Genomic DNA, 13,159 nt, shown 5'->3' on the forward strand with positions numbered 1-13,159 from the left:
AAAACCGTAGCGTTCAAAAGTAGAGATTTCTGGCAAATTTGAGCCCATCCGGGCAGGAGATTTGTCATGAAAAAATCGAAGTGCACCGAAGCGCAGATCGCATTTGCACTGCGCCAGGCCGAGTCGGGCACGACGGTGATAGAGGTCTGCCGCAAGATGGGTGTATCGGAAGCGACCTTCTACAACTGGAAGAAGAAATACGGCGGCCTCGGCGTGACCGAGCTGCGCAGGTTGAAGCAGCTGGAAGAAGAAAACGCCCGTCTCAAGCGCATGGTGGCTAGCCTGAGCCTGGACAAGCAGATGCTGCAGGAGGTCATCCAAAAAAAGCTGTGAAGCCGGCTCGCAAACGCGAGCTGGCGAATTTCCTGATCGGCGCCTACCGCGTCAGCATTCGCCGCGCCACGGCGGTGATGCAGCTGCGCCAAGCCACCTATTTTTATCGGCCACGGCCACGTGATGATCGCGCTGAGCGCCAGCGGATCCGGGAGATTGCCGCCACGCGCATCCGCTATGGCGCCCGGCGCATTCATGTGCTGCTACGGCGCGAGGGCTGGCTGATCAATCACAAGAAGACCTACCGGATTGACTGCGAGGAAGGGCTGAATCTGCGGCGCAAGCGGCCAAGACGGCGTGTGGCTGCAGCACGTCGACAGGAGCGGCCTGCCCTCAAGACCGCCCCAGCCACGGCGGCGGCAACCCCCTTACCGCCCAGTGCGCCTCCAGCCGCTGCCACACCGCTTCCTTTTCCTCGTCGGTGAGGAACACCCAGTTGGCCACTTCGAAGAAGGTGCGCCCGCACCCCATGCAGATCTCGTCGCCCAGGGCGGTGGAACACAGGGCGACGCAGGGGGAGTCGGGGCGGGTGGGATGGGGCATCGGAGGCGGAAAGGCGGGCAAGGCCGGCCACTATCGCGCTGTGGTCACCCCGCTGTCAACGCGGGTCTGGCGCGGGGCCACGGCCGGTGATACAGCCATAAATTCCATTGAGATCATTGGCTTGCGGCCATTCATCGCACAAAAGACATCACGGCGCACGCTTCATCCTGCCGTCACGCAAACGTCGCGCGACCGTCATATTTCAGCGGCATGATGCCGGGCATGACACGTCGAGTGCCCCACCATGTCCGATACGCCGCTTAAGTTCCGCAGTATCTGGATTTCCGACATCCATCTGGGCACCGCCGGCTGCCAGGCGGATTACCTGCTCGACTTCCTCAAGCACGTCGATGCGGACCACCTGTACCTGGTCGGCGACATCATCGACGGCTGGGCGCTCAAGCGCTCGTGGTTCTGGAACCAGAGCCACAACGACGTGATCCAGAAGGTGCTGCGCAAGGCGCGCAAGGGTACCCAGGTGACCTATATCCCCGGCAACCACGACGAAGGCGCGCGCCAGTTCCTGGGGCTGATGTTCGGCGATATCCGCATCGCCGACGAGGTGATCCACACCACGGCCGACGGCCGCCGCTTCCTGGTGCTGCACGGCGACCGCTTCGACGGCGTGGTGCAGTGCGCGCGCTGGCTGGCCATCGTCGGCGACCGGCTCTACGGCATCACGCTGCGGCTCAACCACTGGTTCAACCGCGCCCGGGCGCGGCTGGGCCTGGGTTATTGGTCGCTGTCGCAGTATCTGAAGCACAAGGTGAAGACGGCGGTGAACTTCGTCAGCGACTTCGAAGAGGCCGTCGCCGCCGAGGCGCGCGCCCGCGGGGTGGATGGCGTGATCTGCGGCCATATCCACAAGGCGGAGATGCGCGAGATCGGTGGCGTCGTCTACTGCAACGACGGCGACTGGGTGGAAAGCCTGACCGCGCTGGTGGAACTGGCCAATGGCGAGCTGAAGATCGTCACCTGGCAGAAGTACTACGCCGAGCAGGCCGCGCAGATCGCCGAGCTGGTCACGCCATCCCCGGTTTTCCAAGGAGTCACACCCGCATGAACATCCTGATCGTTACCGACGCGTGGGAACCGCAAGTGAACGGCGTGGTGCGCACGCTGAAGCAGACCCGCCACGAACTCATCCAACTGGGCCACCGCGTCGAGCTGATCACCCCGCAGGAATTCCGCACCTTTCCCTGCCCCACCTATCCCGAGATCCGCCTGTCGTGGCGGCCGGCGGCCCAGGTGGCGCGCCGTATCGAGGAGTTCGCGCCCGACGCCATCCATATTGCCACCGAAGGCCCGCTGGGCCTGGCGGCGCGACGCTACTGCCAGCGCAAGCGGATTCCGTTCACCACCGCCTATCACTCGCGCTTTCCGGAATACGTGAACCTGCGTTTCGGTATTCCGGTGTCGTGGACCTACGCCTGGCTGGCACGCTTTCACAACGCCGCGGTCGCCACCATGGCGCCGACGCAGGTGGTGGTGGACGACCTGCGCGCCCGTGGCTTCACCAAGGTGGTGACCTGGAGCCGCGGCGTCGATCTCGAATTGTTCAAACCGGGCCCGCGCGAGCGCCTGAGCACGCGCCGGCCGATCTTCGTCTACGTGGGCCGCGTGGCGGTGGAGAAAAACGTGGAAGCCTTCCTGGAACTGGACCTGCCCGGCTCGAAATGGGTATGCGGCGACGGCCCCGCCGCCGCGACGCTGCGCGCCAAGTATCCCGATGTGAACTGGCTGGGCGTGCTGGACCAGCGCGAGCTGGCCGAGGTCTACAACGCCGCCGACGTGTTCGTGTTCCCGTCGCGCACCGATACCTTCGGCCTGGTGCTGCTGGAGGCGATGGCCTGCGGCTGCCCGGTGGCCGCCTACCCGGTGACCGGCCCGATCGACGTGATCGGCAGCGACGGCCCCGGCGCGCTGAACCAAGACCTGCAACGCGCCTGCCTGGACGCGCTGAACATCGACCGCGTCGCCGTGCGCCAGTACGCCGAACGCTTCTCCTGGGCCGCCGCCAGCCAGCAGTTCCTCGGCCACCTGCACCCGTTCACCCCGTCGGCCCAGGCGGAATTGCAGTTGGCGGCGCAGCAGGGGTAGGGGTTGATGGCTTGAACCCCACGTCTTGAACCACAGAGGGCACAGAGAACACGGAGAAAAACGGGAGGAAGGTATCAAGACCTGTCACACCACTGCTTTGCGGTTTTGCTTGATCTTGCTTTTCTCCGTGAATCTCTGTGTTCTCTGTGCCCTCTGTGGTTCAAGACTTAGGGTTTCGCCTCCCCAGCCCCAAACCTTGAATCCCGCCACGCAGCGCCCATATCCTCGGGACAACAAGACGATGGCCCGGCCAGGGCCGTCCCTCCCGGAGGATGGCCATGTTCGGTTTCCTGCGCGCCCGCCGGCGCGAAAAGCATCTTGCCGCCAATCCCATACCCGACGCGCTGTGGCGCGAGGCCGAGCGGCTGCCGCTGTTCATCGGGCTGAACGATGACGAGCGCCGCCGCCTGCGCGAACAGGCCGCGTGGTTCCTGCACGAGAAAACCATCACCCCGTTGCAGGGGCTGGAGATCGACGATCAGGCCAAGGTGATCCTGGCCGCGCAGGCGGTGCTGCCCATCCTCAACCTGGGCTTCGACGCCTACGACGACTGGCACGAGGTGGTGTTGTACCCGGCGCAGTTCGTCAGCCGCGACCGCTATACCGATCCCATCGGCGTGGTCCACGAAGGCGAACAGGTGCTGGCCGGGCAGGCGCGGCCCGAAGGTCCGATCCTGCTGTCGTGGCTGGACGTGGCCGAATCGGCGTGGCTGGACGGCTGGAACGTGGTCATCCACGAACTGGCGCACAAGCTGGACATGCGCGATTCGGCCGGGCACGCCAACGGCCGTCCGCCCCTGCACAAGGGCATGGACGCCGCTGCCTGGAAACGCGTGTTCTCCGACGCCTATCACCATCTCAACCGCCTGGCCGACAGCGGCCGCTACAGCCCCATCGACCTGTACGCGGCCGAGACGCCGGCCGAGTGCTTCGCCGTGTTTTCGGAATACTTCTTTGAAACGCCGCACGCGGTCGCCGACCACTACCCGGCGGTGTACGAGCAATTGAAGCAGTTCTACAAACAGGACCCGCTGCTGCGGCTGCCGCGCGTGCGCTATCGCCCGGCCTACGAGCCGGTCGAGTTCGGCCCGATCTGGCCGACGCCGGCGCCGCTGGGCTACGACGCATGACCGGCCTGCTGCCCGGCCGCGACGGCGACCTCGAACTGGCCGGACGCTTCGGCCTGCCGCTGTTGCAACAGGCGCCCGACGCCGGCCACTACCTGCTGGTGGCGGACGGCGCGCTGGCGCTGGCCGAGGTGGGCGACAAGGCGCGGGTGGTGGTCGATTTCGTCGGCGGCGCGCAGGGGCACCGCCGCAAGTTCGGCGGCGGGCGCGGGCAGCCGGTGGCCCGTGCCGTCGGCCTCAAGCCCGACTACCGGCCCAGCGTGCTCGACGCCACCGCCGGCCTGGCGCGCGACGCCTTCGTGCTGGCCAGCCTGGGTTGCTCCGTCACGTTGCTGGAACGCTCGCCGGTGGCCTGCGCGCTGGTCGCCGACGGGCTGGCACGCGCCCAGGCCGACGCCGAGATCGCCGCCATCGCCGCACGCATGCAGTTGATCCACGCCGACGCGCTGCAATGGTTGCGCGACAGCGATGGCCGCTGGGACGTGGTCTATCTGGATCCGATGTTTCCCGAGCCGGGCAAGCGCGCCAAATCGAAGAAGGATATGGCCGCGTTCCAGACGCTGATCGGTGGCGACCCCGACGCCGATGCGCTGTTGGCCCCGGCGCGCCGGCTGGCGACCCGCCGCGTGGTGGTCAAGCGCCCGCGCCACGCGCCATGGCTGGCGAACCAGGCGCCCGCGTATGCCTACGAGGGCGACAGCACCCGCTTCGACGTCTACCTGCCGCAAACCGACGGCTGATTCCACGCGCTCGGCGACCGGGCTGGCCGCGATGAGAAACCGGGCTCGAAGCGGGACCGGGTCACCGCGCTGTCACGCCATGACACCACTCCGGGCGGCCCTCGCCGGGCATCCGCCACCCGCCGCAGCCAGGCGGGCTTGTAAGTTGATCGCCGCGCCCCTACGCTACGGCGGAATTCGCAGGGGCAAAAGAAAAGCCGCCATCTTGCGATGGCGGCTTTCTTTGAAGCTGGCTCCCCGACCTGGGCTCGAACCAGGGACACACGGATTAACAGTCCGTTGCTCTACCGACTGAGCTATCGGGGAAGCGATGAGGTGCGTATAATAGTTGCCCCTCAGGGACGTGTCAACACGATCCACGAAGAAAAAACGATAAATTGCGGAGGACCATATGGGTAAACTTAAGATCACCCTGTTTTTATTGCTGTTTTTGATTCTGCTGATTCTGGCGTTGCCATTCCTGGTGCCGGTGAACCTGTTCGCCCAGCCGGTGCTGGATTTGGGCAAGCGCATTACCCATGGTCAATTCGAGGCGCAGAACGTGCGCATCGAGTACTACCCCGCTCCGGCCCTGGTGCTGGAAAACGTCACGCTGGCCAAGGAGGGCGCCGAGATCGAACGGCTGGTCGTTCCGGCCAACCTGCGCAACGTCATGGCCTGGGGCGAGTCGCTGCAAGGGCTGCGCATCGAAGGCGGCCGCTTCAGCACCGACTTCGCCACCCACCTGCACCAGCGCCTCAAGCCCGAGCCGGGCGCGCCGCGTCTGGCCGCGTTGACCCTGGAACGCACCAGTCTGATCCGCGGCAAGGAAGAGATCGGTCCGGTGAACGGCGAGCTGCGCTTCGGCGCCTCGGGCGAGCTGACCGAGCTGTATGTCACCGACAACAGCGGCCAGCTGGAATTGCAGGTGCAACCGGGCAGCGCGCCCGGCCAGTTCGCGATGCAGCTCAATGCCACCGGCTGGGAGCTGCCGCTGGGCCATCCGGTGAAGTTCGACTTCCTGCGTCTGAAGGGCGTCGCCGGCGACCAGGGGCTGGACGTGACCGAGATCCGCGGCGACCTGTACGGCGGCGTGGTCACCGGCAGCGCCAAGCTGGCGTGGGGCGAGCAAGGCTGGCAACTGAGCGGCGACGTGCGCGGCAGCGGCATCCAGGCCGAGCCGTTCTCCAAGGTGTTCAGCCCGACCACCTACGCCACCGGCCGCCTGGAATCGGAAGCCCGCTTCGTCTACCAGGGTACCGACTACCACAACCTGTTCGACCACCCGGGCGTGGACGCCACCGTGCTGGTGCGCGACGGCATGCTGCACAACTTCGATCTGGTGACGCCGCTGAAGTCGTCCACGCCGGTGACCTACTCGCGCGGCGGCCAGACCCGCTTCGACGCGGCGTCGGCCAAGGTGGCGATCCGCGACACGCTGGTGCAGTTTTCCAATGCCAAGGTCGACGGCGGCAAGTTCTCCGCCAGCGGCTATCTCGCCATCCGCGACGGCAAGAAGCTGGATGGCGCGGTGCAGGCACGACTGGCCAGCGGACCGATCTCGGTCAGCAACCAGATCCGCATCGCCGGTGAACTGGCGACGCCGGAGTTCCGCACCGGTGCGGCGTATCGCCCGCGGCAGGAAGATACGGCGCCCACGCCGACGCCCGAGCCGTAACGAAACGGGATTACCGTCGGTTCGCCATGCCCCGCTCACGCGGGGCATTGCATTTTCGGGCCGGCAACGCCATCTATATCGCTCTGCGATTTTCCCCGGAGTCCGACATGCCCCTGACCGCCACCCTCACCGCCGCCGGCGCGCACTTCGACGCGGCCGGCCGCGTGCGCGATTTCGGCAATCCGCCGGCCGAGCTGGCCGCCTTGCAACAGGGCGTCGTGGTGTCGCCGCTGACCCAGTTCGGGCTGATCCGCTTCAGCGGCGAGGACAGCACGCTGTTCCTGAACGGCCAGTTGTCCAGCGACGTGCGCGCCCTGGGCGAAACCGCGGCGCAGTACTCCAGCTATTCCACGCCCAAGGGGCGGATGCTGGCGAGTTTCCTGGTGCTGCGCGACGGTGACGATTACCTGTTGCAGGTGGCGGCGGAATTGCAGCCGGCCATCCAGAAACGGCTATCGATGTACGTGCTGCGCAGCAAGACCCGCGCCAGCGACGCCGGCGGCGAATTGTTGCGGCTGGGCGTGGCCGGCCCGCGCGCGGCATCGCTGGTCGCCGACGTGGCGGGCAGCGTGCCCGAGGCGCCGCTGACCGTACTGGTCGGCGAATCGCTCAAGGTGGTGCGCCTGCCGGGCGAGCGCTTCGAGATCCTGGCCCGGCCGGAGGTGGCCGGCGCGCTGTGGCAGAAGCTGGTCGAGCATGGCGCGCAGCCGGCGGGCGAGGCGGTGTGGCGGCTGACCGAGATCCGCGCCGGCATTCCCTGGGTGACGGCGGCGACGCAGGAGGAATTCGTGCCGCAGATGGCCAACATGGAACTGATCGGTGCGGTGAGCTTCACCAAGGGCTGCTATCCGGGGCAGGAGATCGTCGCCCGCACCCAGTACCTGGGCAAGCTCAAGCGCCGCGCGCTGCTGGCGCGCAGCGAGGTGGAGCCGGCGGCCGGGCAGGAGGTCTACAGCCCCGAGATGAACGGCCAGGCGTCGGGCAAGGTGGTGCAGGCCGCCCCCGCGCCGGACGGCGGCTACGAAGCGCTGGTGGTGGTGCAGACCAGCTCGCTGGAGCACGGCCTGCATCTGCACGCGCCGGACGGCCCGGCGCTGACGCTGCTGCCGGCGCCCTATCCGCTGGAAACCCCGGCGCAGTAGTCCGGCGCGCGCCAGGGGGCACATCTCGTGCGGCTTTCGCAACGAAAATCCCGGCCAAGGCCGGGATTTTGCTGCGCGGTTCGTTATAATCGCGCGATTGTTCGATCAGCAAGGATGAAACATGGGCTTTCTAGCCGGCAAGAAGATCCTCATTTGTGGACTGTTGTCCGACCGCTCCATCGCCTATGGCATCGCCACGGCCTGTCGCCGCGAGGGCGCAGAGCTGGCCTTCACCTACGTGAACGAGGACATGAAGGAACGCGTGGCCAAACTGGCCGCGGATTTCGATTCCACGCTGGTTCTGCCGTGCGATGTGTCGAGCGACGAGCAGATCGACGCGCTGTTCGTGTCGCTGAAGCAACATTGGGACAGCCTGGACGGCCTGGTGCACTCGATCGCCTTCGCTCCGCGCGACGCGCTCAAGGGCGATTACCTGGACGCGGTCAGCCGCGAAGCCTTCCACATCGCCCACGACATCAGTTCCTACAGCTTTGCCGCGCTGGCCAAGGGCGCGCGCCCGATGCTGACCGAAGGCGCCTCGCTGGTGACGCTGTCCTACCTGGGCGCCGAGCGCGCCATCCCCAACTACAACGTGATGGGCCTGGCCAAGGCCAGCCTGGAAGCCAATGTGCGCTACATGGCCGCCGCGCTCGGCCCGGACAAGGGTATCCGGGTGTTCGGGATCTCCGCCGGTCCGATCAAGACGCTGGCCGCCGCCGGCATCGCCAACTTCGGCAAGCTGCTCAAGGCCGCCGCCGATGCCACGCCGCTCAAGCGCAACGTGAGCCAGGAAGAAGTCGGCAACGTGGCCGCGTTCCTGCTGTCGCCGCTGTCTTCCGGCATGACCGGCAACGTGGTCCACGTGGATGCGGGCTACAACATCGGCGCCGGGGCGCTGGAAGGCTGATCCTTCCTTCTCCCGACGAAACGCCCGGTCGCGACCGGGCGTTTTTGTTGTAAGGTGTCAACACGATGCATTCGCATCATCACCTCACTGGAGACCTGCCGCGATGTGCCAGTTGCTGGGCATGAACTGCAACGTTCCCACCGACATCGTGTTCTCGTTCGAGGGCTTCCGCCGCCGCGGCGGCGAGACCGACGAGCACGCCGACGGCTGGGGCATCGCGTTCTTCGAGGACGGCGGCTGCCGGGTGTTCCTCGACTATCTGCCATCCAGCATTTCGCCGGTGGCGGATCTGGTGAAGAACTATCCGATCCAGAGCCGCAACGTGATCGCGCACATCCGCAAGGCCACGCAGGGCACGGTGTCGCTGGCTAATACCCACCCGTTCCAGCGCGAATTGTGGGGTCGTTACTGGCTGTTCGCGCACAACGGCAACCTGGCCGAGCGCCCCGGGCTGGATGGCGGGCGCTTCACCCCGGTGGGCAGCACCGACAGCGAGCACGCGTTCTGCGCCCTGCTCAACGAGCTGAGCCAGCGCTACAGCGAACCGCCTGGCCTGGCGCAGCTGCATCAGGCGGTGGCCGAGTTCGCCGGCAGCCTGTCGCGCTCGGGCACCTTCAACTTCCTGTTGTCCGACGGCCGTGCACTGTTCGCACATTGCAGCACCGACCTGTTCTACGTGGTGCGCGAATCGCCGTTCTCCACCGCCCATCTTTCCGATGCCGACGTCAGCATCGATTTCGCCCGCGTCACCACGCCGCGCGACCGGGTGGCGGTGATCGCCACACGACCGTTGACCGACAACGAGGCGTGGCAACAGATGCGCAGCGGCGAGCTGCTGTGCTTCGTCGACGGCATGCCGCACCCGACGCCGGCCTGAGCGCCCGGGCGGGCGATCGCGGCCCGGCCATTATTCCTCGGTGTCGTAGGTGTGCAGATTGAGCAGGCGGTACAGGATGTCGTCGACGTATTCGCCGCCCTCGTCGATCTGCCGCAACTGGAACGCCAGCTTGTCCGGCTGGGTGACGCCGGAGACGAAGCGGTCGCGCATCCGCTTCATGGTGGCGACCTGGGTGGAGAGGTAGGCCTGGCGCGCTTCCATCTCTTTCTTTTCGCGGCGATGCGCGCCGATGGATGCCGACAGCCACACCACCAGCAAGCCGGCGGGAATCCACCACTCGGCGAACAGGGCAAAGAAAGTCAGACCGCTGAGGACCAGGTACCACAACTGGTCGGCCTGCTCGAAGCCGGGCAACAGCACCGAGAGTGTGGGCCAGCGCCGGCGCAGCAGGCTGGCCAGGCGCGCGCGGTCGGTGGAGTCGCGCTTCTTGCGCGCCAGCGCGGCGTCCAGCGCCAGCGTGGCGTACCAGTGCGTCACTACCTTGGAATGCAGCCAGGCGGTATCCAGGTAGGTCTGCACCCGTGCGTCGAACTCGGTACGGAAAGCGTCGCTGGTCAGCGGCGGCACCGCCTCGTTGAACGGGTCCTTCAGCGCGTGCTGCACCAGCAGCGGGTAGCCGGCGATATCCATCAACGCCCGGCGGCGCCCTTCCAGCAGTCCTTCGGGCAATGGCAGCTCGGGGTGATCCAGCTTGACGTAGTGCTGCACCAGCGCCTCCAGCCGCCCGAAATCGGGACGGCTGCCCGGGTGCTCGGTCATCCATTCGCGCAGCATGGCGATCTCGCCCCGGATCGCCTCGGCCAGTGGTTCCATCTCCGGCACCCACGGCAGGCGCAACAGGGCTTCGATCTTGTACAGGCTTTCGTCGAAATGGCGGTAGTACGCCTCGCGGTAGCGTCTGGCTTCTTCGATGTCGCGCTGGGTATCGCCCGACACCAGCGGTGGCGTGGGCGGAGCGCGCTTGAGATCCACCATGGCGCGGTTGGCCAGGGTTTCCTGCTCGTCCCCCAGCCCCGCCGCGGCGAACATCGGCTCCAGTTCGCGCTTCTTGGCCCGCCATTCCTCCAGTGCGCGCCACAGCGTCCACTCGCTGCGGCCCCCTGCCCTGCTCTTCCCGGTCATGTTCCTCCCCCACTGCGTGCCGGGTTTTGGTCGCCTGCGCTATCGCTTACTCGATGCGGCATGCGTCCTCGAACGACAGGCGCGGATTGCGCGGGCGCATGTCGGTGGCGTCGCCGTAGCCCAGGTTGACCAGGAAGTTGGCGCGCCAACGGCTGCCGGAGAAGAACGCCGCATCGACGGCGGCGGCGTCGAAGCCCGACATCGGGCCGCAATCCAGGCCCAGGGCGCGGGCCGCCACGATGAGATAGGCGCCTTGCAGGCTGCCGTTGCGCAGCAGGTGGGCGGTGTTGTCCTTGCCTTCGAACCAGCCCCGCGCGCCGGGATTGTGAGCGAACAGAGTGCCGAGCTGTTCGTAGAATGCCAGGTCGTAGGCCACGATGGCGGTCACCGGCGCGGCCATGGTCTTGTCGACGTTGCCCGCGTCCAGGCAGGGCTTGAGCCTGGCCTTGGCCTCGGCCGACTTGACGAATACCACGCGTGCCGGCGAGCTGTTGGCCGCGGTCGGGCCATTGCGCAACAGCTCGTACAATGTGCGCAGGGTGGCGTCGTCCACTTCGCGCGGCAGCCAGCGGTTGTAGGTGCGGGCTTCGCGGAACAGTTGATCGAGCGCGGTGGCGTCGAGCGGCAGCGGCATGGTCAGTCCTCTTGTTTCAGTCGTTGCTCGATGGCATCGCACAGCGCGTCCAACACAGCAATACGCGCATGATACTTGTTGTTGGCGCCGATCTGATGCCAAGGCGCGTAAGGTGTATTGGTTCTTTCGATCATGTCGCTGGCGGCCTCCACGTAGTCGTCCCACTTGTCGCGGTTGCGCCAATCCTCGTCGGTGATCTTGAAGCGCTTGTAGCCAGTGGCCTCGCGCTCCTTGAAGCGCCGCAGTTGTTCGTCCTTGTCGATGGCCAGCCAGAATTTGATGACCACGGTGCCGGCATCCACCAGTTGCGCCTCGAAGTCGTTGATCTCGTTGTAGGCGCGCATCCACTCGGCATAAGTGGCGAAGCCTTCGATGCGCTCGACCAGCACCCGGCCGTACCAGGAACGATCGAACACCGCGAGGCGACCATGTGGCGGCAGATGCCGCCAGAAACGCCACAGGTAGGGCTGGGCCTTTTCCTCGTCGGTGGGCGCGGCGATCGGCACCACACGGTACTGCCGGGCGTCGAGCGCGGCGGTCACGCGGCGGATGGCGCCGCCCTTGCCCGCCGCGTCCATGCCTTCGAACACCGCCACCACGGCGATCCTGCGCTGCGCCACCTCGCGCATCAGGCCGTTGAGCCGCCCCTGCGCCAGCTCCAGCCGATCCTTGAACTTGGCCTTGGTCAGCGTGTGGTCCAGTTGCAAGGTGTCGAGCAGGCGCACCCCGTCGATGGAATGCACCAGCGGTGGCGCATCGACGTGGTTCTGGCTGACGTTCTCGCGTTCGAGCTGGTGGACGATAGCGTCGTGCACCTGTCGGGCCACCGACAGGTCGCGGTAGTTGGCATCCCAGCCTTCGATGACGCGCCACGGAGCGTCGGCCAGGTTGGTGCGAGTGAGCAGCGCGCGGCACTGGGCGATGCGCTGGTCGTATTCCTTGAGGAAGCGCTTGTCCTCGCGGGTGACGCGCCAGGCGGTGCGGGTGTCGCCCTCCAGCGTCTTCAGCCGCTGGCGCAACTTGTCGCGCGACAGATGCAGCCAGAACTTCAGCACCAGCGCGCCTTCGTCGGCCAGCATCTTCTCCAGGCGGACGATGCGCTCGATGCGGCGCGCCAGTCGCGGCTCGTCCCAGTCGTCCCAGTGCCACAGCGGATCGGCGTACCAGCCGCCGAACATGATGCCGATGGTGCCTTTCTCCGGCAGCACCCGCCAGAACCGCCAGAACGGCGCGCGCGCGCTTTCTTCGTCGTTAGCCTGGCCGAAGGCGTGGGTGGCGATGTGACGCGGGTCCATCCATTCAGTGAGCATGTTGGCGGTCTCGCCCTTGCCCGCGGCCGGAACGCCCGCCAGGATGATCACCACCGGAAAATCGCCGCGCTGCTTGAGGTCGAGCTGCGCGGTCAGCAGCGCTTCGCGCAAGCGCAGTGCTTCCTCCCGATAGCTGGCCTTGTCGATTTCGTGACCCAGTTCCGCCGATTCGAACATTGCGCTGCTCCCTGTCTTGTCAGGTTTCCATTATCTGCGGCGAACGGGCAATAAAAAAGGAAGCCGGAGCGGCTTCCTTTTCGGGCGGTGCGGACTGCGGATCAGACCGAGAACGAGGAACCGCAACCACAGGTGGAGACGGCGTTCGGGTTCTTGATGGTGAACTGCGAGCCTTCCAGGCTTTCCACGTAGTCGATCTCGGCGCCGACCAGGTACTGGTAGCTCATCGGGTCGATCAGCAACGTCACGCCGCCCTTGTCCACGGCGGTGTCGTCGTCATTGACGATCTCGTCGAAGGTAAAACCGTACTGGAAGCCGGAGCAACCGCCGCCCGTGACGAACACGCGCAGCTTCAGGTCGGGATTGCCTTCCTCGTCGATCAGTTCCTTGACCTTGGACGCGGCATTGTCGGTGAAGACAAAGGGGATGGGCATGTCGGTGGCCATATTCATCGAGGCGCTCCACAGAA

At 66.2% G+C, this 13,159-nt stretch carries 13 protein-coding genes, 1 tRNA gene and 1 pseudogene; 9 read left to right on the forward strand and 6 right to left on the reverse strand.

Translation table 11 applies throughout. The features are described from left to right. Positions 1-66: 66 nt before the first annotated feature. Positions 67-662, forward strand: a pseudogene (locus C556_RS23940) (transposase); the annotation flags it as partial. Between the two features lie 4 nt (positions 663-666). Here C556_RS23940 and C556_RS0115595 read toward each other — a convergent pair. Next, the gene (locus C556_RS0115595; RefSeq protein WP_026263144.1) at positions 667-876 is read right to left on the reverse strand and encodes a DUF1289 domain-containing protein; all 210 of its coding nucleotides are present in this window, start codon (positions 874-876) and stop codon (positions 667-669) included. Between the two features lie 244 nt (positions 877-1,120). Between C556_RS0115595 and C556_RS0115600 the strand changes: the two genes are divergently transcribed. From C556_RS0115600 to C556_RS0115615, 4 genes are all read left to right on the forward strand, one after another. Beyond that, the gene (locus tag C556_RS0115600) at positions 1,121-1,939 is read left to right on the forward strand and encodes a UDP-2,3-diacylglucosamine diphosphatase (RefSeq protein ID WP_018749185.1); all 819 of its coding nucleotides are present in this window, start codon (positions 1,121-1,123) and stop codon (positions 1,937-1,939) included. After that, positions 1,936-2,976 (forward strand): glycosyltransferase family 4 protein, encoded by a 1,041-nt coding sequence (locus tag C556_RS20675; protein ID WP_018749186.1) that lies wholly within the window; start codon positions 1,936-1,938, stop codon positions 2,974-2,976. Before C556_RS0115600 ends, C556_RS20675 begins: the two co-directional genes overlap by 4 nt. 278 nt (positions 2,977-3,254) lie before the next feature. After that, entirely contained in the window at positions 3,255-4,106 is an 852-nt protein-coding gene (locus C556_RS20680) for a M90 family metallopeptidase (RefSeq protein WP_018749187.1), read from the forward strand. Continuing rightward, a complete protein-coding gene (locus C556_RS0115615; RefSeq protein ID WP_018749188.1) occupies positions 4,103-4,843 on the forward strand; it encodes a class I SAM-dependent methyltransferase in 741 nt (246 codons plus the stop codon). Before C556_RS20680 ends, C556_RS0115615 begins: the two co-directional genes overlap by 4 nt. 230 nt (positions 4,844-5,073) lie before the next feature. Here the strand turns inward: C556_RS0115615 and C556_RS0115620 are convergent. Beyond that, a tRNA-Asn gene (locus C556_RS0115620) sits at positions 5,074-5,149 on the reverse strand. Positions 5,150-5,234: 85 nt separating this feature from the next. Here C556_RS0115620 and C556_RS0115625 point away from each other — a divergent pair. The 4 genes from C556_RS0115625 (at position 5,235) to C556_RS0115640 (ending at position 9,426) form a co-directional block, all read left to right on the forward strand. Further along, positions 5,235-6,500: a hypothetical protein gene (locus C556_RS0115625; protein WP_018749189.1), complete on the forward strand. Its 1,266-nt coding sequence runs from the start codon at positions 5,235-5,237 to the stop codon at positions 6,498-6,500. Positions 6,501-6,607: 107 nt separating this feature from the next. Next, positions 6,608-7,642, forward strand: coding sequence for a CAF17-like 4Fe-4S cluster assembly/insertion protein YgfZ (gene ygfZ / locus C556_RS0115630; RefSeq protein ID WP_018749190.1), 1,035 nt, complete (start codon positions 6,608-6,610; stop codon positions 7,640-7,642). A 121-nt stretch (positions 7,643-7,763) separates the two neighbouring features. Next, on the forward strand, positions 7,764-8,549 hold the full coding sequence (locus C556_RS0115635; protein WP_018749191.1) for an enoyl-ACP reductase FabI: 786 nt from the start codon (positions 7,764-7,766) through the stop codon (positions 8,547-8,549). Positions 8,550-8,652: 103 nt separating this feature from the next. Continuing rightward, positions 8,653-9,426 (forward strand): class II glutamine amidotransferase, encoded by a 774-nt coding sequence (locus C556_RS0115640; RefSeq protein ID WP_018749192.1) that lies wholly within the window; start codon positions 8,653-8,655, stop codon positions 9,424-9,426. A gap of 30 nt (positions 9,427-9,456) precedes the next feature. Here C556_RS0115640 and C556_RS0115645 read toward each other — a convergent pair whose 3' ends face one another. The 4 genes from C556_RS0115645 to erpA all read right to left on the reverse strand — a co-directional run bounded on the left by C556_RS0115645 (position 9,457) and on the right by erpA (position 13,142). After that, positions 9,457-10,569, reverse strand: a complete 1,113-nt coding sequence (locus C556_RS0115645) for a hypothetical protein (protein WP_018749193.1) — start codon at positions 10,567-10,569, stop codon at positions 9,457-9,459. A 46-nt stretch (positions 10,570-10,615) separates the two neighbouring features. Beyond that, positions 10,616-11,203, reverse strand: coding sequence for a malonic semialdehyde reductase (locus C556_RS0115650; RefSeq protein ID WP_018749194.1), 588 nt, complete (start codon positions 11,201-11,203; stop codon positions 10,616-10,618). Between the two features lie 2 nt (positions 11,204-11,205). Beyond that, positions 11,206-12,690 carry a polyphosphate:AMP phosphotransferase gene (gene pap, locus C556_RS0115655; RefSeq protein ID WP_018749195.1) on the reverse strand — a complete coding sequence of 495 codons (1,485 nt, stop codon included), beginning with the start codon at positions 12,688-12,690 and terminating at the stop codon, positions 11,206-11,208. Positions 12,691-12,791: 101 nt separating this feature from the next. Next, positions 12,792-13,142: an iron-sulfur cluster insertion protein ErpA gene (gene erpA, locus C556_RS0115660; protein ID WP_018749196.1), complete on the reverse strand. Its 351-nt coding sequence runs from the start codon at positions 13,140-13,142 to the stop codon at positions 12,792-12,794. Between the last annotated feature and the right edge of the window lie 17 nt (positions 13,143-13,159).

This window comes from Chitiniphilus shinanonensis DSM 23277, assembly GCF_000374805.1.
GTDB classification, from domain to species: Bacteria; Pseudomonadota; Gammaproteobacteria; order Burkholderiales; family Chitinibacteraceae; genus Chitiniphilus; species Chitiniphilus shinanonensis.

Coding starts and splice junctions, on each gene's coding strand:
- C556_RS0115595 (WP_026263144.1), bottom strand. CDS start 876: ATGCCCCATCCCACCCGCCCCGACTCCCCCTGCGTCGCCCTGTGTTCC.
- C556_RS0115600 (WP_018749185.1), top strand. CDS start 1,121: ATGTCCGATACGCCGCTTAAGTTCCGCAGTATCTGGATTTCCGACATC.
- C556_RS20675 (WP_018749186.1), top strand. CDS start 1,936: ATGAACATCCTGATCGTTACCGACGCGTGGGAACCGCAAGTGAACGGC.
- C556_RS20680 (WP_018749187.1), top strand. CDS start 3,255: ATGTTCGGTTTCCTGCGCGCCCGCCGGCGCGAAAAGCATCTTGCCGCC.
- C556_RS0115615 (WP_018749188.1), top strand. CDS start 4,103: ATGACCGGCCTGCTGCCCGGCCGCGACGGCGACCTCGAACTGGCCGGA.
- C556_RS0115625 (WP_018749189.1), top strand. CDS start 5,235: ATGGGTAAACTTAAGATCACCCTGTTTTTATTGCTGTTTTTGATTCTG.
- ygfZ (WP_018749190.1), top strand. CDS start 6,608: ATGCCCCTGACCGCCACCCTCACCGCCGCCGGCGCGCACTTCGACGCG.
- C556_RS0115635 (WP_018749191.1), top strand. CDS start 7,764: ATGGGCTTTCTAGCCGGCAAGAAGATCCTCATTTGTGGACTGTTGTCC.
- C556_RS0115640 (WP_018749192.1), top strand. CDS start 8,653: ATGTGCCAGTTGCTGGGCATGAACTGCAACGTTCCCACCGACATCGTG.
- C556_RS0115645 (WP_018749193.1), bottom strand. CDS start 10,569: ATGACCGGGAAGAGCAGGGCAGGGGGCCGCAGCGAGTGGACGCTGTGG.
- C556_RS0115650 (WP_018749194.1), bottom strand. CDS start 11,203: ATGCCGCTGCCGCTCGACGCCACCGCGCTCGATCAACTGTTCCGCGAA.
- pap (WP_018749195.1), bottom strand. CDS start 12,690: ATGTTCGAATCGGCGGAACTGGGTCACGAAATCGACAAGGCCAGCTAT.
- erpA (WP_018749196.1), bottom strand. CDS start 13,142: ATGAATATGGCCACCGACATGCCCATCCCCTTTGTCTTCACCGACAAT.